Raw genomic sequence first — 23,734 nt, forward strand, 5'->3', positions numbered from 1 at the left:
ACGGCTCGACCTCCAGGCACCAGGCGACGAACTGGTCCCCGTCGGTGGACGAGGGCCCGGGGCGACCTGGCTTCCGTCGACCCCGCCGCAGCTCTGCTGACCAGCGCGGACACGGACACCATCAGCCTGGTGCCCGTCATTGACCACGCCGGTTCCGAGTGGCCCTCGGAGGATCACGGTGTGGTGGCCAGTCTCGGCCGCGGCGCCGCCTGGCCACGGAGTCCGGTTTGGGTTTTCGGCCTTGCCACCGGGAGGCCCACAGGGGCTCAGCGGTGGGTGACCTCGATGAGTTGGTCCAGCGAGGTCACCGTCATGATGCGCGCGACGAAGGGCGGCACCGCGACCAGGCGGACGCGGCGGCCGTGTTGGCTCGCCCGCTTGTAGGCGGCGATGAACACCGTGAGCCCGCTGGAGTCGATGCCGGTCAGCGCGGTCAGGTCGAACACCAGGTCCAGCCCCGTGTCGGCGAGGTCGACGGCGCGGGGCTTGAACTCGTCGGCGAAGCGGATGTCCAGCGGGCCGGTGAGGGTGATCAGCACGCAATCGGGTTCGTGCGCGGTGGTGTAGGAGAACTGGTTCACCGGGGGAGCCGCCTGGGGGCAGCCGCGGGCCGCGACCAGTGCTGGCCGCCGACGATCACCGAGGTCATGCCTTCGTGCGCCCTCTCGCCGCTGATTGGTTGCCCTGAGCGTACTACCCGGGAGTGCCGCCGCTGAGCCCGCACGGCACTCCCGGTACTTATATCACTATTGCTTCAGTGATGAGTGAAATCAATGCTTACCAGAACACTGACCAAGAACCGGCCCCGAGGCCGAGTTGGCGGCCTGCAAGTCCTGCGGTGCCGGGGAATTCGCCGTGCAGACCAGCGGGCCGTGCACGGTGGAGTTGGCGAAGATCGCCGGGTCGGCGGTGTGGCTGCCGAGCAGGCTCGCCGCGCCGAAGACCTGGGTGCCGAGCACCGTGACGTTGCCCGTGGTGCCGGCGATCGACACCGGTCCGCGCACCGTGGTGCTGAGCAACTGCACGGTGGCGGCCCCACTGGCGCTGACCGGGCCGTTGATCGATCCGCCGGTGACGACCAGGGACGCCCCGGGCGCGACGGTCACCGGGCCGGCGACCTCGGCGCCGTCCAGGCAGGTGACGCCGGACCCGATCACGAGCGGCCCGTCCCGGTGGCCGGTGACGGTGCTGGTGCACGTGGGCGGCGGCGGCAACAGGGTGACCACGAAGGAGCCCGCCGCGCTCGTGTTGCCGCTGGGGTCGGTGGAGCGGTACTCGACGGTGTGGCGGCCGTAGCCAGCGGGCGGGGTGTCCCAGGGGGAGAGCCTGGGCTTGCCGAGCTTGCCGTAGACCAGGTTGTCGATGACGGTTCCGTTGGCGGTGAACAGGAACGGGGCGCTGGCGTCGGTGGGCCAGCCGAAGTAGTTGAACCAGCCGTCCCCGTCGGTGCGGAACTCGCTGACGTCGTAGCCGGGGGTGTTGTCGCTGGCGGTGAGCCGCATGGTGAACGGGGCGTTGAACACGTACTCCGGGGGCTGACCCGGCTTGTCCACAGTGGACAGCGCCTTGGACAGCTGGAAGCTCGTGCTCGGCGGGGTGGCGTCCACCTGCCAGGTCAGGGTGTGCCCGGGCACCGAGGCGGTGACGGTGTGCGTGCCGGTCAGCCCCAACCGGCCCAGTTCCAGGTCGCGGTCGTTGCCCGGGGTGGGCACCGGCTTGCCGTCCAGTGCCCAGCTGATCGGGACGATCCGGTCCACGGGGTGGGTGGCCTCGGCGTACAGCACGTCCTGGCCGCCGACCGGCCGGTTGGTGGGGGTCGAGGCGGTGAAGTCGGGGGCGGTGGGCACGCGGGTGGTGCTGATCGAGGTGTCGATGGTCCAGGTGCGGGTGCGGGTCAGCGCGGCGGAGTCGCGCACGGCCGGGTCGCGCACGAACTCGGTGGGGTCGACGACCTTGGCGGTCAGGGTGTGCTTGCCCGCGGCCAGGTGCAGCGTGGTGAGGTCGAGGCTGCGGCTGCCGTTGGTGGTCAGCGCCTTGCCGTCGAGCTGCCAGCTGGTGGTGAGCTGGTGGCTGGCCGGGTGCAGTGTGTCGACCCAGACCACGCGGTCGGCGCCGATCGGTGCGGTCGTGGGTGTGCCGTCCTGCAGGATGTTGGTCTTCGCCGAGATGCGCTGTGTCATGCGCTCGCGGCTGACCTGGTCGAAGTAGTAGCCGAGGGTCTTCATCATGGAGTGCGCGCTGGGCCGCCAGACGTCGGTGCTGCTGTACAGGCCGCTCTCGTAGCGGCCGATGGTGCCGCCCGACTCGCTGGGTTCACCCAGCCAGCGCCACCACTTGGCGTGCTGTGCGGTCATCTGTTGCTCGGTGAGCAGGGTGTGGTGCAGCGAGTCGGGTTCGCCGCCGGTGTAGGCGGCACCGCGTTCGCCGCGGGCGTAGTAGTCGTACTCGTCGTCCAGCCCGCCCAGGGAGTGGCCCATCTCGTGCGGGGTGATCAGCGCGGACATGGCGTTGCCACCGGAGGCCGTGGCCCAGGTGCCGCCCGTGCCGCCGTAGGTGGTGCTGTTGGCGATGGTGAGGACCTGGCGGTTGCCGGAGTTGGTGCCGGTGACGAGGTTGGCGTACTTGGTGGCGGCGCTGTTGTCCACGGTCAGTGCCCGTTGGATGCTCGCGTCGGTGCAGCCGCTGTAGAAGCCCATGTGCAATGGGGTGTCGCGGTGTGGGGAGTTGAAGCCGGGGTCGCAGCTGACGCCCGAGTCGTGCGAGGGGATCTCGACCGCGTAGACGTTGAGGTAGCTGCGGTAGGACTTGAAGGGTTCCAGGGTCATCAGCACGTTGACGTGCCGGTTGAGGTTCTCCCGGAACTTGGGCATGTCGGCGGCGGTGTAGCCGTCGCCGATGATCACCACGTTGAAGCGTTTGCCGGGGTCACCGGTGATGCTGATCGGGACGACGGTGGCCGAGTCGGCGGCGGTGGCCGGTGGCGGGGTGGTCAGCAGGGGTAACAGGACCGCCGCGGCGGTCAGTGCTGCGCGTTTCCACATGTCTGCCGACGCTAGGAAGTACCGGACCTGCCCGGGCAGAGCCGAAAGTCGGGCCGGTGGCGTGCAGGTGGCTTTCGCTGCGCTGAAAGCGGTGAACGGTCCCTTCGCGGCAGCGGGGTGGGCTCAGGACCGGGCGGTGCGGCGGTCGGCCCAGGCGCGCAGGGCGCGGAGGAAGTCGATCTCGCGGAAGGCGGGCCAGTAGGCCTCGCAGAAGTGCAGGTCGGCGTTGGCGCTCTGCCAGAGCAGGAAGTTGGAGGAGCGCTGTTCCCCGCTGGTGCGGATGATCAGTTCGGGGTCGGGCTGGCCCGCGGTGTAGAGGTGGCTGGCGATGTCCTCGGGGGTGAGGTCGTTGGCGATCTCGGTGAGGGTCTGGCCTTCGGCGGCGCGTTCGTGCAGCAGGTCGCGCAGGGCGGTGGCGAGTTCCTGGCGGCCGCCGTAGCCGATGGCGAGGGTGACGACGGGGCCGGTGCGGTGGCGGGTGGTCTCGACGGCCTGCTTGAGGGCGTGTGCGGTGGTGTCGGGCAGGACGTCGAGCAGTCCGGCGACGTGCATGCGCCAGCGGGTGTCGGGGCGGGTGAGGTGTTCGGTGACGACCTGTTCGACGACCTGCATGAGGAAGGCGACCTCGTCCTCGCGGCGGCGGAGCAGGTTCTCGGTGGAGCAGACGAAGACGGTGACGTGGCCGATGCCGAGGGTTTCGCACCAGTTGAGTACGTGTTCGACGTGCCTGCCGCCGTGTTCGTGGCCAAGGCGGGTGTCGGCGATGCCCATCTGGCTGGCCCAGCGGCGGTTGCCGTCCATGATCAGGCCGACGTGCTGGGGGCGGGTGCGGGCCAGGACCTGCTTGCGGAGCCTGCGGGTGTAGAGCGCGTGGAGCGGGTCGGTGATCGGCACCGGTCCGAGACTACCCCTGGTGGGCGGGCGCCAGCAGGACTATCCCGTCGGGGTCGCTGATGAGCAGGTCGCCGGGGTGGAACACGGCGCAGCCGAGGGTGACGGGTGTGTCGAGTTCGCCGGTGCCGTGTTTGGTGGACTTGCGGGGGTTGCTGCCCAGTGCCTTGATGCCGATGTCCAGTGTGGACAGTGCGGTGGTGTCGCGGACGGCCCCGTTGAGCACCAGCCCGGTCCAGCCGTTGGCGCGGGCGAGTTCGGCGATGTGGTCGCCGACGAGGGCGGTGTGCAGGGATCCGCCCCCGTCGACGACCAGTACCTGCCCGGCGCCTGGTTGCGAGAGCACCTTCTTGAGCAGGGCGTTGTCCTGGAAGCAGGTGACGGTGCGGACCAGTCCGGTGAACGCCTGTCGTCGGCCGTACTGGCGGAACTGGGTGTCGCAGCTGCGGACCTCGGTTCCCTCGCGGTCGGCGAGGTCGGCGGTGGACCAGCCCACGGTGTGTCAGCTCCCGTCGTAGAGGTAGAAGCCGCGGCCGGTCTTCTTGCCGAGCAGTCCGGCGTCGACCATGCGCAGCAGCAGCGGGGGTGGGGAGTAGAGGGGTTCCTTGAACTCGGCGTACATGGATTCGGCGATGGCCTTGGTGGTGTCCAGGCCGATGAGGTCGGTCAGTTGCAGTGGGCCCATGGGGTGGGCGCAGCCCAGGACCATGCCGGTGTCCACGTCGGCGGCGGAGGCGAAGCCGGATTCGACCATGCGGATGGCGGAGAGCAGGTAGGGCACGAGCAGGGAGTTGACGACGAACCCGGCGCGGTCCTGGGAGCGGATGACCTGTTTGCCGAGGGTGCCGGTGACGAAGCCTTCGACGCGGGTGCGGGTGTCCAGGCTGGTGAGCAGGCTGGCGACGATCTCGACCAGGGGCAGGACGGGGACGGGGTTGAAGAAGTGCAGGCCGATGACCTTGTCGGCGCGGTCGGTGGCCATGGCCAGTTTCATGATGGGGATGGAGGAGGTGTTGGTGGTGAGGATGGCCTCAGGGTCGGTGAGGACCTTGTCCAGTCGGGTGAGTACCTCGCTTTTGACCTGTTCGTGTTCGACCACGGCTTCGACGACGAGTTGGCGGTCGGTGAACTCGTCGAGGTCGGTGGTGAAGCGGAGCCGGTCGGTGGCCTGTTGGGCCTGTTCCTCGGTGAGCTTGCCGTGGCGGACGCCGCGGCGCAGGGAGCGGTCGACGCGGTTGCGTCCGGCGAGCAGGCAGGCGGCGTCGGCTTCGGCGACGAGTACGTCGAGTCCGGCTTTGGCGCAGACCTCGGCGATGCCGGAGCCCATGAGTCCGGCGCCTACGACGCCGATGCGCGCGATGGTGGTCATCGGGTGCCTGCCAGGTGGGTCGCGTAGGCGGTGGTGGTGAAGAAGGCGGGTGGGGTCTCGGTGAGGGTGGTGTGCTCGAACAGGGCGCGGGCCGCGTCTCGGTGCTCGGGCGGCAGGTCGAGCAGTTCCTTGTCGACCAGTGCGCGGACCAGTGGTTCGGTGACGGTGCCGCCTTCGGCCAGGGGTGTGGTGTGGTGCAGCCACTGCCAGACCTGGCAGCGGGCGATCTCGGCGGTGGCGGCGTCCTCCATGAGTCCGTTGATGGCCACGGCGCCGGAGCCGTTGAGCCAGGCGTGAAAGTAGTGCAGTGCGACGGAGATGTTGTTGCGCAGGCCGGGTTCGGTGACGCGGCCGGGGGTGCGGTTGACGGCGAGCAGGTCTTCGGCGGTGGTGGTGACCTCGGTGCGCTGGCGGTCGAGTTGGTGGGGGCGCAGGCCGAGTACGGGGTCGAAGGCGTGTTCGCAGGTGGCGACGAGTCCGGGGTGGGCGACCCAGGAGCCGTCGAAGCCGTCGGCGGCCTCGCGCTGCTTGTCCTGGGCGACCTTGGCCAGTGCCTGGGTGTTGGTCTCGGGGTCGCGGCTGGGGATGAAGGCGGCCATGCCGCCGATGGCGTGGGCGCCGCGCCGGTGGCAGGTGGCGACGAGGTGTTCGGTGTAGGCGCGCATGAAGGGCACGGTCATGGCCACGTCGGCGCGGTCGGGCAGGACGAATTCGGGGCGGTGGCCGAAGTTCTTGATGACGCTGAAGATGTAGTCCCAGCGTCCGGCGTTGAGGCCCGAGCTGTGCTCGCGCAGTTCGTGGAGGATCTCCTCCATCTCGAAGGCGGCGGTGATCGTCTCGATGAGCACGGTGGCGCGGATGGTGCCGCGTGGTAGGCCGAGTTGGTCCTGGGCGTGGCAGAAGACCTCGTTCCACAGCCGTGCTTCGCGGTGGCCTTCGAGTTTGGGCAGGTAGTAGTAGGGGCCGGTGCCGCGGTCGAGGAGGCGGCGGGCGTTGTGCCACAGGTGCAGGCCGAAGTCGAGCAGGCTGGCGGAGATGGGGCGGCCGTCGATGAGGATGTGCTTGTCGACCAGGTGCCAGCCGCGGGGGCGGACCACGATCGTGGCGGGGTTGTCGGCGACCCAGTAGCGCTTGCCGCCCTCGGTGGTGAGGTCGAGGCGGTCGGCGGCGGCGTCGAGCAGGGTGAGCTGGCCGGTGATGATGTTGTGCCAGCTGGGGGAGGTGGCGTCCTCCAGGTCGGCCATCCACACCTTGGCGCCGGAGTTGAGGGCGTTGACGGCCATCTTGGGGTGGGGCGGGCCGGTGATCTCGACGCGGCGGTCGGTGAGGCCGGGGGCGGGTGGGGCGACGTGCCAGTGCGGGTCGGCCCGCACCGCGCTGGTCTCCGGCAGGAACCCGGGCAGTTCACCGGCGGCGAAGCGTTCGCGGCGTTCGCGGCGCTGTGCCAGCAGTTCGGTGCGGCTCTGCGCGAACTGGTCGTCCAGTGCGGTGACGAAGGCCAGTGCTTCGGGGGTGAGGACTTCCTGGTAGCGGTGGCCGATCGTGCCGGTGATCTCTGTCCTGCTGTGTGCGTGCACGGTGCGGGTTCCCTTCGGGTTCAGGCGAACTGGGCTTCCTCGGTGGACCCGCGCAGTGCGGTGGTCTCGGCGGTGGGGTTGAGCGTGGTGGAGACCAGGTCGAAGTAGCCGGTGCCGACCTCTCGCTGGTGCTTGACGGCGGTGTAGCCGGCGGTTTCGGCGGCGAACTCGCGTTCCTGCAGTTGCACGTAGGCGGTCATGCCGTCCTCGGCGTAGCCGCGGGCGAGGTCGAACATGGAGTGGTTGAGGGCGTGGAACCCGGCGAGGGTGATGAACTGGAACTTGTAGCCCATGTGGCCGAGTTCGCGTTGGAACTTGGCGATGGTGGCGTCGTCGAGGTGCTTGCGCCAGTTGAAGGAGGGGGAGCAGTTGTAGGCCAGCAGTTGGTCGGGGTACTGGGCCTTGACGGCTTCGGCGAAGGTGCGGGCGACCTCCAGGTCGGGTAGGGAGGTCTCCATCCAGAGCAGGTCGGCGTGTGGGGCGTAGGCCAGGCCGCGGGCGATGCAGGGTTCGATGCCGTTGCGGACGCGGTAGAAGCCCTCGGCGGTGCGTTCGCCGGTGATGAAGGGGCGGTCGCGTTCGTCGGTGTCGGTGGTGATCAGGGTGGCGGCCTGGGCGTCGGTGCGGGCGATGACCACGGAGGGCACGCCTGCGACGTCGGCGGCCAGTCGGGCGGCGTTGAGGGTGCGCACGTGCTGGGCGGTGGGGATGAGGACCTTGCCGCCGAGGTGTCCGCACTTCTTCTCGGCGGCGAGTTGGTCCTCCCAGTGCACGCCCGCGGCGCCCGCGGCGATCATGGCGCGCATGAGTTCGTAGGCGTTGAGCACGCCGCCGAACCCGGCTTCGGCGTCGGCGACGATGGGGGCGAGCCAGTCCAGGCCGGGGTCGGTGCCCTCGGCGGTGGCGATCTGGTCGGCGCGCAGCAGGGCGTTGTTGATGCGGCGGACCACGGCGGGTACGGAGTTGGCGGGGTAGAGGCTCTGGTCGGGGTAGGTGTGGCCGGAGAGGTTGGCGTCGGCGGCGACCTGCCAGCCGGACAGGTAGATGGCCTTGAGTCCGGCGCGGACCTGTTGCACGGCCTGGTTGCCGGTGAGGGCGCCGAGGGCGTGCACGTAGTCGGTGTTGTTGATCAGGTTCCACAGGCGCTCGGCACCGCGGCGGGCGAGGGTGTGCTCCTCCTGGAGGCTGCCGCGCAGTCGTACGACCTCGGCGGCGGTGTAGCTGCGGTGCACTCCGTTCCAGCGGGGGTCGCTGGCCCACTGCTGTTCGATCTCGGTGGCGCTGAGCATTTGTTCGGCTCCTCTCGTGTCCTGTTCGAATGGAGCCTGTCAGCGTGGAACCGTGGGTGTCGAGATACGTAATCGGCGAATTGTTGAAAATCTTCCTGGCCATTTTTGCCAACTTTGCGAAAGGTTGGCTTCGCAGGTGGGCGCTACGCTGGGTGGCATGGCGAAGACCTTCGCGGGTGCCCGGTTGCGCAGGCTGCGGGAGGAGCGTGGGGTGAGCCAGGTCGAGTTGGCGCGGCTGTTGGCGATCTCGGCGAGCTACCTCAACCAGATCGAGCACGACTCGCGGCCGCTGACCGTGCCGGTGCTGATGCGGATCACCGAGACCTTCGGGGTGGATGCGGCGTTCTTCGCTGGTCAGGACACCGCGCGGTTGCTGGCCGATCTGCGGGAGGCGTTGTTGACGGGGGCGCCTCGGGCCCGGTTGTCCGTGGCTGACCTGCGGGAGGTGGCGGAGTCCATGCCGGAGGTGGCGGAGGCGGTGATCGCGTTGCACCGGCGTTTCCGGCAGGTGGACGAGCAGTTGTCGGCGGTGACGGGGGACCGGGCGGCGGAGCTGGTGGCCAGTCCGCACGAGCAGGTGCGTGACTTCGTGTACCGGCACCGCAACTACTTCCCGGGGCTGGACGAGGCGGCGGAGGCGCTGGCGGGGCGGGTGCGGGTGCGTCAGGGGGAGGTGCGGGCGGCGTTGAGCCGTCACCTGGGGCAGCGGCACGGGGTGCGGGTGGTGACCACGCAGGGTGAGCTGTCGCACGCCGCGACGACTGGTGAATTGCACCACTACGAGCCGGGGACGCGGACCCTGCACCTGTCAATTCACCTGCGTCCTGGTCAGCAGGCTTTTCGGATGGCGACGCAGATCGCGTTGCTGGAATTCCAGGAATTGCTGGACGAGATCGTGGCGTTGGGGGAGCTGCCCAGCGGTCAGGCGCGGTCGCTGGCGCGGATCGGGTTGGCGCACTACTTCGCGGCGGCGCTGGTGCTGCCCTACCGGGTGTTCCACGAGGCGGCCGAGCGGCTGCGCTACGACATCGAGTTGCTGGCCGACCGGTTCGCGGTGGGGTACGAGACGATCTGCCACCGGCTGAGCACCCTGCAACGGCCCGGTGCGCGCGGGGTGCCGTTCTCGTTCGTGCGGGTGGACCGGGCGGGCAACGTCTCCAAGCGGCAGTCGGCGACGGGGTTCCACTTCTCGCGGGCGGGTGGCACGTGTCCACTGTGGAACGTCTACGAGGCGTTCGGCTCGCCGGGCCGGGTGCTGACCCAGGTGGCCGCGATGCCCGACGGGCAGCGGTACCTGTGGATCGCGCGGACCGTGTCGCGCAGCCGGGGTGGGTACGGCGGTCCTGGCAAGACCTTCGCGGTGGGGCTGGGCTGCGAGATCCGGCACGCGGGTCGGCTGGTGTACTCGGCGGGGGTGGACCTGGACGAGGTGTCGGCGGCCACCCCGATCGGGCCCGGCTGCAAGACCTGTGACCGGCCGCTGTGCCCGCAGCGGGCGGCCCCGCCGATCGGGCGGGCGCTGCACGTGGACGAGAACCGGTCCACGTTCGTGCCCTACCCGGTGGGGGATCCGCAGGGGTAGCGCGGGACGCCGGTCGTGGGTCTGCCCATGTGGGGTCAGCGCACGCGGCCCAGGCCGACGTAGACCCCTTCGGGGCTGGACTGTTGGGCGCCGAGCTCGGGGTGCCAGGAGGGGGCGCCGACGACTCCGGGTTCCACCAGGTCGAAGCCCTCGAACAGCGGCACGACCTCGGCGTGGCTGCGGAAGTACATGGGGTCGCGGCTGTTCTTCATGGCCTCGACGACCACCGCCATCTCGGCGGGCTTGTGGTCGGCGGTCAGGTGCGACAGCGCCATCATGCTGCCCGGGGGCAAGGCCTGGCGGTACTTGGCCACGATCTCGCGGGGCTTGCGGTCCTCGCCGACGAAGTGGAACACCGCCACCATGAGCAGCCCGATCGGCCTGTCGAAGTCGAGGACCCCGAGCACCCCGGGGTCGTTGAGGACCTTCTCGGGGCGGCACAGGTCGGCCTCCACCACGGTCGCCAGCGAGTTGCCCTGCAACAGCAGTTGGCTGTGCGCCACGGCGACCTCGTCGTAGTCCACGTAGACCACGCGCGCCTCGGGGTTGGCCTGTTGGGCTACTTCGTGCACGTTGCCCACGGTGGGGATGCCCGAGCCCAGGTCCAGGAACTGGGTGATGCCCTGCTCCAGCATGTACAGCACGGCGCGGCGCATGAAGGCGCGGTTGGAGGCGGCGACCTGCCTGCCGTCGGGCAGGGCTTGCAGCACCTTCGCGGCCACCGCGCGGTCGGCGTCGAGGTTGTGGCCCCCGCCGAGCAGGTAGTCGTAGACCCTGGCCGCGGCGGGCACGTTCACGTCGACACTGTCGGGGATCCACCCACCAGACCGGGCCACCGCACACCTCCGAAGTCTCCGCGTCACGCCTGGCGCAGCCTAGCGGCCCAGCGCGACGTGTCGAAGATCATTGACGCGTCAGGCCCGGTCAGTGCGAATGCCAGGATGTGAATTCACCCGATAGGTGCCAGGCCGGGGGTGAATCGTGACGAGCGGGGACGACGCGCCTTCCGGGGGTTGCTGGGCGGCACGCCCGAGGAACTGGTCGGCGCGATGCGCCAGCGTTCGCCGGAGATCTCCGGCGAGCTGGTCGGGGGAGCGTTCGGCGGGCCGCTGGCCGAGGACGGCTGGGGTGTGCGCTACGCCCGTGAGCAGGTCCGCCGCTTCGACCCGGCCGACTGGGCCGCCCTCTGGGGCGCGTACGCCACGCTGGACGTGCGGGGCAAGCTCGCGCACTTCCCCGGGCCGACCCTGGTGCTGGCGGGCGCCGCCGAGGTCTCGGCCACCCCGGAGAGCATGACCGGGCTGGCCGGGGCCATCAGCGGCGCCACCTACCGGGAGCTGCCCGGCACCCCGCACATGCAGACCCTGGAGCGCCCCGAGCTGGTCGCCCAGGCCCTGGGGGAGTTCCTACCGCGCGGCTGAGCCCAGCAGGGCCAGCACCTCGGCGGTGGTCCCGGTCTCGCCGAGCCGGGGGAAGATCCGCCGCACGCTGTTGTCGTGGGCGTCGAGGTCCATGTCGCCCATGGCGTCGGTGACCAGGGTGACGTGGTAGCCGTGCTCGTGCGCGGCGCGGGCGGTGGACTCCACACCGATGCTGGTGGCGATGCCCGCCAGCACGATCTGGCTGACCCCGCGGCGGCGCAGGTGCAGGTCCAGGTCGGTGCCGTGGAAGGCACCCCAGTTCCGCTTGGTCACGGTGATGTCCCCGTCGTGCCCGGACAACTCGTCCACGATGAGGTCCCACCCGGCGGGCCGCGGGCCGCCCGCGCCCTCGGCCTCGGTGCGTCCGGGGGCAGCGTCCGAGCCGTCCTCGGCGAGGCTGACCCGCACCAGGACCACGGGGGATCCGTTGGCGCGGAAGGCGTTGGCCAGTTCCACGGCGCGGGCGACCACCTCGGGCCCGGTGTGCGGCACGGTGGGTGCGGCGGCGATGCCGTTCTGCAGGTCGATCAGGACCAGCGCGGTGCGCGGGTCGAGCGTGGTGAGTGCCACGAGTGTCCTTTCAGTGGTGCTGCGCCGATCCGATGCGGCGCACTGAGCGGTCGAGCAGGGTCACCGCGAGGAACAGTGCGGCGACGGTGAGGGTGAACAGGCCCAGCTCGTGCAGGCCCGGGGTGTCCGCGCCCCGGCTGAAGAAGGCGCCGCTGGCCGCGGAGGCGATCATGGCGCCGAGGTAGGTGCAGGTCCGCAGCAGTCCGGCCGAGGAGCCCATGCGTGCCGGATCCGCTTGGTGGTACAGGGTGTTCTGGTTGGCCAACCCGTTGAGGCCCTGCGGGATGCCGATCAGCAGGGCCAGCCCGCACAGCAGCCAGATCGGGCTTGCCTGGTCGACCAGCAGCAGGGCGGCGCAGCCCGCGAGCTGGGTCAGCCCGCCGACCAGCAGCTTGCCCCAGACCTGTTCGTGGCGGCCCGTGACGGCGGTGATCGCCACCGCGGTCAGCGACATCGGCAACAGCACCAGGCCGGCCACCGAGGCGCTGAGCCCGCGGCCCTGTTCCAGCCACTGCGTGAAGCCGTACAGGAAGGCGTAGGCGGTGACGTAGGCCAGGACCTGCCGCAGGAACGTGGCCAGCAGCGGCAGGTTGCCGCCGAGCACCCGCAGGTCGATGAACGGTTCGGCCACGCGCAGTTCCCGCCAGGTCAGGCCGGCGCCCGCCGCGAGGGCCAGCACCGGCAGGTACCAGTGCCCGGCTTGCGGGCTCATCAGGAACAGCAGCAGCGCGGTGAGCATGCCCGCGAACAGCACCATGCCGATCAGGTCCACGCGGGTGACCGTGCGCCGCCGCGCGGCCAGCCTGGGCAGCCGCCGCGCGCCCAGCACCAGGCAGGCCAGCGACAGCGGGACGTTGATGGTGAAGATCGTGTGCCAGCCGCCCAGCCCGATCAGCAGGCCGCCGAGGGTGGGGCCGATGACCGAGATGGTCTGGTTGGCCACCGCCAGCGCCGCCAGCACCGCGCTGGGACTGTCCTGGCCGGTGCGCTCGGACTCGCCGCGGATCAGGTGCATCGAGGCCGGGTACGCCGCGCAGGTGCCGAACCCGAGCAGCACCCGTGCCGCGACCAGCACCGGCAGCGAGGGCGCCAGCGCGCCCAGCACCCCGGCGATGCCGACCAGGCCGGTGCCGATCAGGTAGAGCGGGCGCGGGCCGTAGGTGTCGACCAGGCGGCCGACCACCGGCTGCCCGACCGCGGTGGCCAGGTAGAGCGCGGAGACCAGCCAGGCCGTCTGCGAGGGCGGCGCCCCGAAGGCGGCCCCGATCGGCACCAGGGCCACGGCCAGCATCGAGGAGTTGACCGGGTTGAGCACCGAGCCGAGGATCATCGGCGCGATCAGTCGGCGGTCGAAGCCCTGCGCCCGTGCCGGTGCGCCGATCACGATTGTGTCAGCCGGTCCAGCAGGGCCAGCGCCTCGATGATCGTGGCCCGTTCGGCTTCGGTGTAGCCCTCCTGCAGGGCGCGGGCCAGCCACTCCTGGCGGGCCTGCCGGTCGCCCTGGACCCGCTGCACACCCGCCGCGCTGAGGGTCACCAGCTGCTTGCGGCCGTCCTCGGGGTCCTGGTCGCGCCGGATCAGCCCGTGCTGCTCCAGCGCCGCCAGGGTCGCCGCCATCGACTGCGGCCGCACCCGCTCCGCCGCCGCCAGCGCGCTGGCCGACGCCGCCCCGTCCCTGCTGAGCCTGCTCAGCACCGAGGTCTGCGAGGGGGTGAGCCCGTCAGCTGTCACCGGGACCCCGCGCAGGGCACGTCGCAGGCGGCTGAACACCGCCCGCACGTCCTGCGCCGCGCGGACCGCCGACTCCGAGACGCCCTCCGTGTCCTCCGCCATGTGCTCAGCCTAGACTTATCAGTTCAGACTGTCCAGTCTGGGCTGATGATCGGTCGTTCGGTAGGTTGCGCTGGTGGTGACCCCTCCGCTGCGCGGGCGCGCGGCCGAACTCGACCTCGTACTGCGCGTGCTGCGAGCGGGCTCGGCGGCGGTGCTCGTCGTGCGCGGCGAACCGGGCATCGGCAAGACGGCACTGGTCGACGCCGCCGCGGAGCAGGCCGCCCGGATGGGGTACCGCACCGGCAGCGCGGCGGCGCACGAGGCCGACAACGTCACGCCACTGGCCTCGCTCGGGCCGGCCCTGCGGCTCGGGCCCGATCCGCTGATCAGCTCGGCGGAGTTCCTGGCGCTGGCCCCACTGGCCGAGCAGCCGCTGTGGCTGGCCGAGCAGTTGGCGGCACTGCTGGAGGTCCGCGCGCGGGACCAGCCCGTGCTGCTGTCCCTGGACGACGTGCAGTGGGCCGACCCGCTGTCGGCGTTCGTGCTGCGCATGCTGCCGATCCGGCTGGCCGCCGCGCCGATCGTGTGGCTGCTGGCCAGCCGCGAGCAGCCCGGCGGGCCGGTGGACCAGATCGCGCAGGTCGCCGAACGGGGCGTGCCGGTGCACCGGACCACCCTCGGGCCGCTGGCCGAGGACGCGGCGCTGGACATCGCCGCCGACCGCCTCGGCCACGGCGCCGACCCCGCGCTGGCCCGGCAGCTGATCGCCGCGGGTGGCGTGCCGTTCCTGGTGGTGCAACTCGTGGACGGCCTGCTCAACCCCGGTGAGGACCTGCTCGACGGGGTTCGCCGCCGAGTGGCGGCCACCTCCGAGTCCTGCCGGGCGCTGCTGCGGCAGGGCGCCGTGCTGGGCGCCCGGTTCCGACTGGAGGACGCCGCCGCGCTGGGTGGCCAGGACCCCGCGCGGCTGGCCGATCCACTGCGGGAGGCGATCGACTCCGGGCTGCTGCGCGACGAGGGCACCGCGATCGCCTTCCGGCACGACCTGTTGCGCCAGGCCGTGTACGGGGACATCCCGCCCTCGGCACGGCGGGCCGCGCACCGGGCGGTCGCCGAGTACCTGCTCGCCGCCGGGCGGCCCGCCGCCGAGGCCGCCCCGCACGTCAGCGCGACCGCCACCTCCGGTGACGCCTTCGCCGTGGACGTGCTGCGCCGGGCCGCGCACGAGGTGCTGGACACCATGTCGATCACCTCGATGGACCTGATCCGCCAAGCGTTCGACCTGCTCACCCCGCAGGACCCGCGCTGGCCCGAGGTCGGCGAGGAGGTCGTGGCGATCCTGCTGGCCGCACGGCAGTTCGCCGAGGCCGAGAAGTTCGCCGACCACCTGCTGCAAGGGCCGCTCGACCCCGGTACGACCGCCCGCGTGCACCTGCGGCTGGCGCCCCGGCTGTGGCTGACCGGCCGCCACCAGGACCTGCTGCGCCACGCCGCCGACATCCCCGGCGCCGACCCCGAGCTGGCCACCCGGCTCGCCGCCTACCGGGCCTTCGGCGGCGGCGAGGTCCCCGCGGCCGCCGACCCCGTTGTGCTTGCCGTGCACGGAGAACGTGCCGAGACCGCAGGGGAGTTCGCCGCCGCCGTGCACTGGTACGCCCAGGCCCGTGAGGCGGCCACCGGGCAGGTCGGCGCCCCCGACCGCGGCCACCTGGAACTGCGCGAGGTCCTGGTCGGCGCCTACCTCGGCGACACCGACCGGCTCGCCGCCGTGCTGGACGCGGGGGCCGCCGAGTCCTGGCTGGCGCCCCAGGTCGCCTGGCTGCGGGCGCACCTGCACCTGGTGCGCGGGCGGCTCACTCAGGCCGCCGAGGAGGCGGCGCGGGCCCTGCGGTTGATGGACGACCTGCACGACGAGGTCGCGCGGGCCCACGTGCTGCTCGTGCTCGTCGTCACGGCGCTGCTGCGCGGCGACCATGCGGCGGCTCGTCAGTACGCCGGGGAAATCCCTGTGCTGCAAGCGTTGCTGGCCGACTCGCCCACGGATCTGGTGGCGCTGGCGGCAAGTACGCCGTGGCGGGAGGAGATCCTCGTGCACGCCTTGTGTTCCGCGCGCCGCAGCGGTGGGGACGAGGCCGCCGCGGAGCAGCTGGCGGAGTTGGCCGCGCGCAATCCCGGAGTGGCGGTGTTCGAGGCGACCCGCGCGCTGGCTCTGGGCGAGCACTCACGTGCGGTGGACTTGCTGGCCACTGCCGACCGGCCGCTGCTGCTGGCGCAGGTCCGTGAGGACTTCGGCCGCGCCACGCTGGGCGGCGCCGACCGTGAGGCCGCGATCGAGGCGCTGGACGCCGCGTGGGACGCCTACACCGAGATGGGTGCGGTCGCGTCCGCCGCTCGCGTGCAACGGCTGTTGCAGGGCGCCGGGGTGCGCCGCCGCCGCTGGGTGCCCGCGCCGAGCCGTCCCGAGACCGGCTGGGCGGCGCTGACCGAGATGGAGCGGACCGTGGCGCTGCTCATCGCCGACGGGCACACCAACCGCTCGGCCGCGCAGGAACTGACCCTCTCGCCCAGCACGATCAACACCCACCTGCGCGCGGTCTTCACCAAGCTCGGGGTCAACTCCCGCGTGCAACTGGCCAAGCTGGTGCTGCAACGCCCGGACTGACGCAACGTCCGGACTAACGCCGCGAAGGTGGCTTTCACTGCGCTGGGTGCGGTGAAAGCCACCTTCACGCCACCCCTCAGCGGGCGGCGCGCTCGATCGTGGCGGCGACCACGCCGGGCTGGGAGGCGGGCAGGTCGTGGGCGGCCGGCACCTCGGTGGTGCGGGCACCGGCCCGCTGGGCCATGAACCGCTCGGCGGCGGGCGGGATGGCCCGGTCCGCCGCGGCGACCAGCGCGTACTTGGCTGGTGCCGGGGGAGCGCCGTGCGCGGCGGGCTCGTTCAGCGCGGCCGGGGCGATCGGGCGCTGCCCCGCGGCGGCCACGGCTGCCTCCGCGGCGCCGCGGTCGGCGGCGAACAGGGTCCGGAAGCTGTCGGCCCTGACGTACAGGTCGGTGCCGGCCGGGTAGTCCACGGTCCGCGTGGTGTCCGGCCCCAGCAGCGAGCCGGGGTAGCGGGAGTTCAGCGCCAGCGCGCTCTCCCCGGCCCGCGGGATGAACGCCGCGACGTAGACCAGCGCCGTGACCGAGGGCAGTGCCGCGGCGGCCTCGCTGATCACCATGCCGCCGTAGGAGTGGCCGACCAGCACCAGCGGGCCGCTCACCCCGGCCAGTGCGGCACGCAGGTACTCCGCGTCCGATGCCAGGCCCCGCAACGGGTTGGCCGGTGCGAACACCTGGTAGCCCTCGCGTTGCAGGCGAGCGGTCACCCCGCTCCAGGCCGAGGCGTCCTCGAACGCCCCGTGCACCAGCACGATCGTCGGCTTGGCGTGCCGCTCGACCGGCGCCGAGGCGGTGGCGGGCGTGCCCGCGGCCAGGGCCAGCGCGCCGGTCAGCGCGAGGGCCGTGGCCAGTCCGGTGATCCTCATCGGGTCACCTTCAGCGCGGTGTCGATCAGGTCCAGCACGGCGTCGGGACGCGACACCGCGACCGCGTGCGAGGCGTCGACCTCGCGCACGGTGGCACCGATCCGCTCGGCCATGCCGCGCTGCGCCTGCGGGTGGATCGCCTGGTCGGCGGTGGCCACCAGGTAGTGGCTGGGCAGGGTCCGCCACGCCGCGGGACCGGCCTTCTCACCGAAGGCCGCCGCCGCGATCGGCCGCTGGCTGACCGCGAGCACCGAGGTCCGCTCGGCGGGCAGGTCGGCGGCGAACACCGCACCGAACGCGTCCTCGCGCAGGGACAGCACCACGTCCTGCCCGGGTAGTTCGTGCGGCACCAGCGCGGCGCCGAGGCTGCTGTCGGGGTAGTGGCTGAGCAGTTCCTGCACCGCCTCGCCCTCCTTCAGCGCGAAGGCGGTCACGTACACCAGGCCGACCACGTTCTCGGCGCGGGAGGCCGCCTCGGTGATGACCACCCCACCGTAGGAGTGGCCCACCAGCAGCACGGGGCCGTCGATCTCGCGGACCAGCGCCGCCACCCGTGCGCCGTCGGAGGCGCCGCCCCGCAGCTCGTTGGCCACCGCCAGCACGGGCACCCCGCGCTCACGCAGCCCGCTGACCACCACCGACCAGCTCGACGCGTCGGCGAACGCGCCGTGCACCAGGACCACCGTGGTCTGCTTCTCACTCATCGTCCTGCCTCGTTCCGGCTCGGTTGTTCTGCGACTGCGGCAATACAACCGCGCGGGGGTGTGCGGGCGCTTCGGGCGAACACGTGAGATCACACGAATCGGATGAGCAGTGCACGACCAGCCCCTGCGCGTGAACCTCACGTGAACGTATGAGAAGCATCGCGGACCTGCGGGATTGTCGGTCATGTCACAGCAAATCACGCCGTCGGCCGAACGAGTCTGTGTGTCGGCTGTGAGCGGCGGGCAATTCGCCTGTGTTGTCCGGGGAATTCCCAGCGAACTTTCAGTTGGCTGACACATCACGTTCAGGCTGTTAATTCCTGAAGATCTACTGAAGCCGAATTCGTAGTACAGATTGAATGCGTAACCCGCAGTCCGTGGAGGAAATGATGAGCGAGACGCTCTGGGGGGCGGACCGTTCGGTCGACTCGATCGACATCGGCACCCGCGCGATCTACCAGGGCCGCGAGGCGGCCGCACCCAGGACCCTGATCGACCTGCTGGACGCCACCGCGGCGGCCTGCCCCGACGCCGAGGCGCTGGACGACGGCACCAGCGTGCTGACCTACCGGGAACTGGTGGCCGGGACCGAGCACACCGCGCGGCGGCTGCGCCAGGCGGGCATCGGGCGCGGTGACCGGGTGGGGATCCGCATCGCCTCCGGCACCGCCGAGCTGTACGTGACGATCCTCGGTGTGCTGGCCGCGGGCGCGGCCTACGTGCCGGTGGACGCCGAGGACCCCGAGGACCGCGCCGAACTGGTCTGGGCACAGGCCGGGGTGTGCGCGGTGGCCGGTACCGGCGGGCAGCTGACCCGGCTGGGCGCCCCGACCGGGTCGGCGGACCGGCCGCGGCCCGCCGACGAGGCCTGGATCATCTTCACCTCGGGCTCCACCGGCACCCCGAAAGGCGTGGCGGTCAGCCACCGCAGCGCCGCGGCCTTCGTCGACGCCGAGGCCCGGCTCTTCCTGCCGCGCAACCCGATCGGCCCGGGTGACCGGGTGCTGGCCGGTCTGTCCGTGGCCTTCGACGCCTCCTGCGAGGAGATGTGGCTGGCCTGGCGGCACGGAGCCTGCCTGGTGCCCGCACCCCGCTCGGTCGTGCGCAGCGGCGCCGACCTCGGGGACTGGCTGACCAGCAGACGGATCTCCGTGGTGTCCACCGTGCCCACGCTGGCCGCGATGTGGCCCGTGCAAGCGCTGTCCGGGATCCGGCTGCTCATCCTCGGCGGCGAGTCCTGCCCGCCGGAACTGGCCGCGCGCCTGGACGGGCCGGACAGGCAGGTGTGGAACACCTACGGCCCCACCGAGGCCACCGTCGTGGCCTGCGCGACCCGCCTGCACGCCGGGCAGCCGGTGCGCATCGGCCTGCCGCTGGACGGCTGGGACCTGGCCGTGGTCGACCAGCGCGGCGAACCCGTCGGCTGGGGCGAGACCGGGGAACTGGTCATCGGCGGGGTGGGGCTGGCCCGCTACCTCGACCCGGTCAAGGACGCGCAAAAGTACGCACCACTGCCCGCACTGGGCTGGGACCGCGCCTACCGCAGCGGGGACCTGGTCCGCGCCGACCCCGAGGGGCTGGTGTTCCTTGGCCGCGAGGACGGCCAGGTCAAGATCGGGGGCCGCCGCATCGAACTGGGCGAGGTGGACGCGGCGCTGCTGGCACTGCCCGGGGTCGCCGCCGCGGTCACCGCCGTGCAGACAACCGAAGCGGGACAACAGGTCCTGGTCGGCTACGTGATCCTCGCCGACGGGGTCACCGAACTGGACCGCACGCTGATCACCCGCAGGCTGCCCGCCGCGGTGGTGCCGCTGATCGCGGTGCTGGACGACCTGCCCACCAGGGCCTCGGGCAAGGTGGACCGTTCGGCCCTGCCGTGGCCGCTGCCCGACACCGGCGCGGGGGAGCAGTCCTGGCTGGCCCAGCAGTGGACCAAGGTCCTCGGTGTGCCGGTCACCGCCGACACCGACTTCTTCGCCGCGGGTGGCGCGAGCCTGGCCGCCGCCCACCTCGTCTCCCTTGTCCGCCAACGGTTCCCAGCTCTGTCGGTGGCCGACCTCTACCAGTGCCCGACACTGGGCGAGCTGACCGCCCGCCTGGACGAGCTCGGTGCGACCACCGCCAGCGCGCGCGCCGTGCGCCCGGTGCCCCGGCACGTCGGCGTGTCGCAGACCCTGATCCTGGTGGCACTGCTGACCGTGCGCGGCGCCCGCTGGCTGACCCTGTTGGCACTGTTCGACAACGTGGTCACCTGGCTGTTCGGCGCGGACCAGTGGGCGCCCACGGCGCCGTGGCCGCTGGTCCTCGCGGGCTGGGCGCTGCTGATCACCCTGCCCGGTCGGCTCGCCACCACGGTCCTCGCGATCCGGCTGCTCACCAAGGGCATCGCCCCCGGCGAGCACCGCCGAGGCGGGGCCACGCACCTGCGGCTGTGGACCGCGGAACGGCTCGTGCTGCTGGGCGGGCTCGCCGAGATCACCGGCACGCACTGGTGCCTGCGCTACGCCAGGGCACTGGGCTGCCAGGTCGGCGAGAACGTGGAACTGCACGCGCTGCCGCCGGTCACCGGGCTGGGCAGCTTCGGTGACGGCTGCTCTGTGGAGTCCGAAGTGGACCTGGCTGGCTGGTGGCTGGACGGGGACGTGCTGCACGTGGGCACCGTGCGCGTCGGCGCGGGCGCCCGGGTCGGCACACGCAGCACGCTGATGCCCGGATCCGTTGTGGCACAGGGCGCCGAGGTCGCGCCGGGCACCTGCGTCACCGGCACCGCGCAGGACGAACCGGCTGGGACCTGGCCGCAGGCGCGGGCCGACCGGTCCACGGGTCTGCGCTGGCTCTACACCACCTCGCTGCAACTGCTGGGCCTGCTGCCGATGCTGGCCGTGCTGCCCGGCCTGCTGCTGACCTGGGTGATGGTCAACCAGGACAGCACGCTGGGCCAGGTCGTGGTCAACCTGCTGGAGTCGGTCGTGCCCGCGACCCTGCTCACCGTGCTCTGCTACGCCGCGCTGCTGGCGCTGGCGGTCCGCCTGCTCGGCAGGCTCGTCCGCCCCGGAACGCACCCCAGCGACGGTTGGACCGCCTGGGGCGCCTGGCTGACCACCAAGCTCACCGACACCGCACGGCAGACCCTGTTCCCGCTCTACGCCGGGCTGCTCACCCCGCACTGGCTGCGGCTGCTCGGCGCCAAGATCGGCCGCCGGGTCGAGGCGTCCACCGTGCACACCGCGCCCAGCCTGCTGCACGTGGCCGACGGGGCGTTCCTCGCCGACGACTGCCTGCTGGCCCCCGCCGAACTGCGCGGCGGCTGGCTGCGGCTGGGCACCGCCCGCGTGGGGCGGCGCGCGTTCGTCGGCAACTCCGGCATCGTCGGCGCCGACCGTCAGGTCGGTGACCAGGCGCTGATCGGCGTGCTGTCCACGGCCCCCGAGGCCGCGAACACGTCCTCCTCCTGGCTGGGCCGCCCGGCGATCCGCCTGCCCCGCACCGCAGAGACCACCGACCCCACCCGCACCTTCGAACCACCACGCGGCCTGGTGCTGGCCCGGGCGGCCGTGGAGTCGCTGCGGGTGCTGCCGCTGCTGCTGGCCGCCGTGCTCGCCGAGTCGGTGGCCATTGCCCTGCAGTCGGTCGACGTCCTGGCCGGGGGCGCGTGGGCGCTGGCCGCGTCCGGGCTGGTGCTGCTGGCCGCGGGCCTGGTCGCCTGCCTGCTGACCAGCGGCGTCAAGTGGCTGCTGCTGGGCAGGTTCCGGCGCGGCGAGCACCCGCTGTGGAGCTCCTTCGTGTGGCGCAACGAACTGGCCGACACCTTCGTGGAGGAGCTCGGCGTGCCCTGGCTGGGCCGTCTCGCCGAGGGCACCCCGCTGCTCACCGGCTGGCTGCGCACCCTCGGCGCGCGCATCGGCCGCGGCGTGTGGTGCGAGACCCACTGGCTGCCCGAGTACGACCTGGTCAGCATCGGTGAGGGCGCCAGCGTCAACCGGGGCTGCGTGGTGCAGACCCACCTGTTCCACGACCGGCTGATGCGCCTGGACCAGGTGGAACTGGGCCGCGGCGCCACCGTGGGGCCGCACAGCATCGTGCTGCCCGGATCCCGGGTCGGTGAGTCGACCACCGTCGGCGCGGTGTCGCTGGTGATGCGTGACGAGCAACTGCCCGCCCGGACCCGCTGGCAGGGCAACCCCGTCAGCGCCTGGCGCTGAGCAGCCGCGGTGTGCCGTCCACTGTGGACGGCACACCGCCGTTCGAGTGCATGCTCGTCGGTGAACCCCCTTTTGGCGCAACGGTTCTCATCCGCCATCCATGCAGCAGGTGAATTGCCCTGCCCGTGGCTGTGCTGCTTCAGTGAGGACCGTCGGGAGAGGGGCAACTGATGGGGAGCAGGAGCAAGCAGCCACGGCGCATCACGATGCTGGCCACATTCGTCGAGTGGCTTGAGGACTACACACGCTCGGAGGGTGTCACCGGCTTGGTCCAGGGTGTGCTCGGCGTGCTCGGTTTCGGTGGGCTCCTCAGCGTGTTGTTCGGGGACAGCGGCATCAGAGCCGGGATCCTGGTCGGCGCGATGCTCGGGGTACTCGGGCTGATGGCGATCCTGTTCGCCAGGCAGTCGCGCATGGGGCGCGAACTGGAACTGATGCGCAAGACAGTGCGCCGGTGCTACTCGATGCTCGACCGGCACACGCTCCCTGACTGGCGCATCACGAGTTGGCGCCATGTGATCAGGGTCCAGCAGAACGGCGACACCATCGAGACGATCAGTCTGACCGGGATCGTCGAGGGTGATCAAGTGGAGTCATTCGTTTTCTGGTCGGGCGCGGGGTGGCACTGGCCTCGGCGCCACCAGCGACGGTTCCAGGTCACCGCACGCACGGCGATGCGGGGCGATCAGGGCGGCACACGACCGGATCTGGTCCACTTCTGGATCTCCGACAACGCGGTCGCGAGTGCGATCCACCTGCCGAGATCGCTCCGCCACGGCGACGAGGCCAGCTTCGACATCAGCGTTTTCTGGCCAGCCAAGTGCCTGCCGCTGGCTCGTGGGGGCAGCGTTGAGGAGTTCGCTCGCAGTTTCGCCAACCCGCTGCCGAACCTCCGCTATTCGGTGGTCCTACCCGCTGGACTCGCGGTGTGTTACGAAGCGATCGGACTGGAGCCCGGTGGTGTGGAGCATGAACTGGCCACTGGGATTGACGACGACGGGCGGGTTGTGGTCACGCTCGCGGCACGCGATGTGCCAGCCGGTCATCGGGTGGGTATGCGACTTGACCCGGCGCCGGAACCTACTCGGGCCAGGGCGATTCCAGGATCGTGCTGACGAAGTCGCCCCGGGTGAAGCCGGGCACGAAGTGGGCCAGCACATCGGCCTTGACGTTGCCGAAGGTCGTCTCCGGCTTGGGGGAGACGCCCGCGGCGAACGCGGCCAGGATCCGGCGCTTGAAGTCCGGGCGCGGGTGCCGCGCGGTGATCTCCGCGCGCTGGGCGGCGCTGATGTCGGCGTAGCCGATGCCCAGCACGTCGTACTCCACCCCGGCGGTGACCAGGGCGACCTCCGGCTCCATGTACTCCGGCACGCCCGGCGTGGTGTGCAGGGCGATCGCCGTCCACACCCGGCGCACCGCGTCCTCGTCCACCCCGTGCGAGCGCAGGAAGCTCCGCGCCTCGTCGGCGCTGTCCACCTCGAACCGCCGACCGCTGCCGTGGAACCGCTCGGACAGCCCCAGGTCGTGAAACAGCGCGCCGACGTAGAGCAGTTCGGGGTCGAAGTCCAGGTCCCGGTTGCGGCCCCGTAGCGCACCGAACAGGTAGACCCGGTTGGAGTGGTGGAAGATCAGTTCGTCCGTGCAGTCGCGTACCAGTTCGGTGGCCTGCACGGCGAGCTTGCTGTCGGGAACGGGCACTCCGGCGACGTCAGTGGTCATGGCACTGAGCCTGCTCCGGTGCGGTGCGCACGGCCATGTCCACAGCGACAGGTACCCCACAGATCTGGA

Annotated in this window: 19 protein-coding genes; 5 read left to right on the forward strand and 14 right to left on the reverse strand. The window is 71.5% G+C overall.

Annotated features, from left to right (window positions below; genetic code table 11):
* Positions 1-266 precede the first annotated feature (266 nt).
* From KALB_RS44025 to aceA, 7 genes are all read right to left on the reverse strand, one after another.
* Positions 267-581: an STAS domain-containing protein gene (locus tag KALB_RS44025; protein ID WP_025357261.1), complete on the reverse strand. Its 315-nt coding sequence runs from the start codon at positions 579-581 to the stop codon at positions 267-269.
* Between the two features lie 189 nt (positions 582-770).
* Positions 771-3,041, reverse strand: coding sequence for a M64 family metallopeptidase (locus tag KALB_RS18795; protein ID WP_025357262.1), 2,271 nt, complete (start codon positions 3,039-3,041; stop codon positions 771-773).
* Positions 3,042-3,164: 123 nt separating this feature from the next.
* On the reverse strand, positions 3,165-3,935 hold the full coding sequence (gene uppS, locus KALB_RS18800; protein WP_025357263.1) for a polyprenyl diphosphate synthase: 771 nt from the start codon (positions 3,933-3,935) through the stop codon (positions 3,165-3,167).
* Positions 3,936-3,945: 10 nt separating this feature from the next.
* Positions 3,946-4,428 carry a ribonuclease E activity regulator RraA gene (gene rraA / locus KALB_RS18805; protein WP_025357264.1) on the reverse strand — a complete coding sequence of 161 codons (483 nt, stop codon included), beginning with the start codon at positions 4,426-4,428 and terminating at the stop codon, positions 3,946-3,948.
* Between the two features lie 6 nt (positions 4,429-4,434).
* Entirely contained in the window at positions 4,435-5,301 is an 867-nt protein-coding gene (locus KALB_RS18810) for a 3-hydroxybutyryl-CoA dehydrogenase (RefSeq protein WP_025357265.1), read from the reverse strand.
* On the reverse strand, positions 5,298-6,878 hold the full coding sequence (gene aceB, locus KALB_RS18815) for a malate synthase A (RefSeq protein WP_025357266.1): 1,581 nt from the start codon (positions 6,876-6,878) through the stop codon (positions 5,298-5,300). Before aceB ends, KALB_RS18810 begins: the two co-directional genes overlap by 4 nt.
* A 20-nt stretch (positions 6,879-6,898) precedes the next feature.
* On the reverse strand, positions 6,899-8,167 hold the full coding sequence (gene aceA / locus KALB_RS18820; protein ID WP_025357267.1) for an isocitrate lyase: 1,269 nt from the start codon (positions 8,165-8,167) through the stop codon (positions 6,899-6,901).
* A 157-nt stretch (positions 8,168-8,324) separates the two neighbouring features.
* Here aceA and KALB_RS18825 point away from each other — a divergent pair, with 157 nt between their 5' ends.
* Positions 8,325-9,749: a short-chain fatty acyl-CoA regulator family protein gene (locus KALB_RS18825; RefSeq protein ID WP_025357268.1), complete on the forward strand. Its 1,425-nt coding sequence runs from the start codon at positions 8,325-8,327 to the stop codon at positions 9,747-9,749.
* A 35-nt stretch (positions 9,750-9,784) separates the two neighbouring features.
* Here the strand turns inward: KALB_RS18825 and KALB_RS18830 are convergent, their stop codons facing one another.
* Complete coding sequence (locus KALB_RS18830) at positions 9,785-10,612, reverse strand: SAM-dependent methyltransferase (protein WP_338033862.1); 828 nt, start codon at positions 10,610-10,612, stop codon at positions 9,785-9,787.
* 111 nt (positions 10,613-10,723) lie between these two features.
* Between KALB_RS18830 and KALB_RS18835 the strand changes: the two genes are divergently transcribed.
* Positions 10,724-11,170: an alpha/beta fold hydrolase gene (locus tag KALB_RS18835; RefSeq protein WP_148309524.1), complete on the forward strand. Its 447-nt coding sequence runs from the start codon at positions 10,724-10,726 to the stop codon at positions 11,168-11,170.
* On the opposite strand, the gene KALB_RS18840 is transcribed toward KALB_RS18835, so the two are convergent.
* From KALB_RS18840 to KALB_RS18850, 3 genes are read right to left on the reverse strand one after another with little or no spacing between them, the layout of a single operon-like run.
* The gene (locus KALB_RS18840) at positions 11,156-11,740 is read right to left on the reverse strand and encodes an isochorismatase family protein (protein ID WP_025357271.1); all 585 of its coding nucleotides are present in this window, start codon (positions 11,738-11,740) and stop codon (positions 11,156-11,158) included. The two genes, KALB_RS18835 and KALB_RS18840, sit on opposite strands and share 15 nt — an antisense overlap.
* Before the next feature lie 10 nt (positions 11,741-11,750).
* Positions 11,751-13,124, reverse strand: coding sequence for an MFS transporter (locus KALB_RS18845; RefSeq protein WP_025357272.1), 1,374 nt, complete (start codon positions 13,122-13,124; stop codon positions 11,751-11,753).
* Entirely contained in the window at positions 13,121-13,573 is a 453-nt protein-coding gene (locus KALB_RS18850) for a MarR family winged helix-turn-helix transcriptional regulator (protein ID WP_025357273.1), read from the reverse strand. The genes KALB_RS18845 and KALB_RS18850 overlap by 4 nt, the downstream gene beginning before the upstream one ends.
* Before the next feature lie 73 nt (positions 13,574-13,646).
* Here KALB_RS18850 and KALB_RS18855 point away from each other — a divergent pair, with 73 nt between their 5' ends.
* Positions 13,647-16,175 (forward strand): helix-turn-helix transcriptional regulator, encoded by a 2,529-nt coding sequence (locus KALB_RS18855; RefSeq protein ID WP_025357274.1) that lies wholly within the window; start codon positions 13,647-13,649, stop codon positions 16,173-16,175.
* 76 nt (positions 16,176-16,251) lie between these two features.
* On the opposite strand, the gene KALB_RS18860 is transcribed toward KALB_RS18855, so the two are convergent.
* Together KALB_RS18860 and KALB_RS18865 are read right to left on the reverse strand one after the other, a co-directional pair.
* Positions 16,252-17,040, reverse strand: coding sequence for an alpha/beta fold hydrolase (locus KALB_RS18860; protein ID WP_025357275.1), 789 nt, complete (start codon positions 17,038-17,040; stop codon positions 16,252-16,254).
* A complete protein-coding gene (locus KALB_RS18865; protein ID WP_025357276.1) occupies positions 17,037-17,744 on the reverse strand; it encodes an alpha/beta fold hydrolase in 708 nt (235 codons plus the stop codon). Before KALB_RS18865 ends, KALB_RS18860 begins: the two co-directional genes overlap by 4 nt.
* Before the next feature lie 389 nt (positions 17,745-18,133).
* On the opposite strand from KALB_RS18865, the gene KALB_RS18870 reads away from it, so the two are divergent.
* Both KALB_RS18870 and KALB_RS18875 read left to right on the forward strand, forming a co-directional pair.
* Positions 18,134-21,946, forward strand: a complete 3,813-nt coding sequence (locus KALB_RS18870) for a Pls/PosA family non-ribosomal peptide synthetase (protein ID WP_042222259.1) — start codon at positions 18,134-18,136, stop codon at positions 21,944-21,946.
* 206 nt (positions 21,947-22,152) lie between these two features.
* Positions 22,153-23,061 carry a hypothetical protein gene (locus KALB_RS18875; RefSeq protein ID WP_148309525.1) on the forward strand — a complete coding sequence of 303 codons (909 nt, stop codon included), beginning with the start codon at positions 22,153-22,155 and terminating at the stop codon, positions 23,059-23,061.
* On the opposite strand, the gene KALB_RS18880 is transcribed toward KALB_RS18875, so the two are convergent.
* The gene (locus tag KALB_RS18880; RefSeq protein WP_025357279.1) at positions 23,027-23,665 is read right to left on the reverse strand and encodes an HD domain-containing protein; all 639 of its coding nucleotides are present in this window, start codon (positions 23,663-23,665) and stop codon (positions 23,027-23,029) included. The genes KALB_RS18875 and KALB_RS18880 overlap by 35 nt on opposite strands.
* Positions 23,666-23,734: the final 69 nt, after the last annotated feature.

This window comes from Kutzneria viridogrisea DSM 43870, assembly GCF_000525635.1.
Classification (GTDB): Bacteria; Actinomycetota; Actinomycetes; order Mycobacteriales; family Pseudonocardiaceae; genus Kutzneria; species Kutzneria viridogrisea.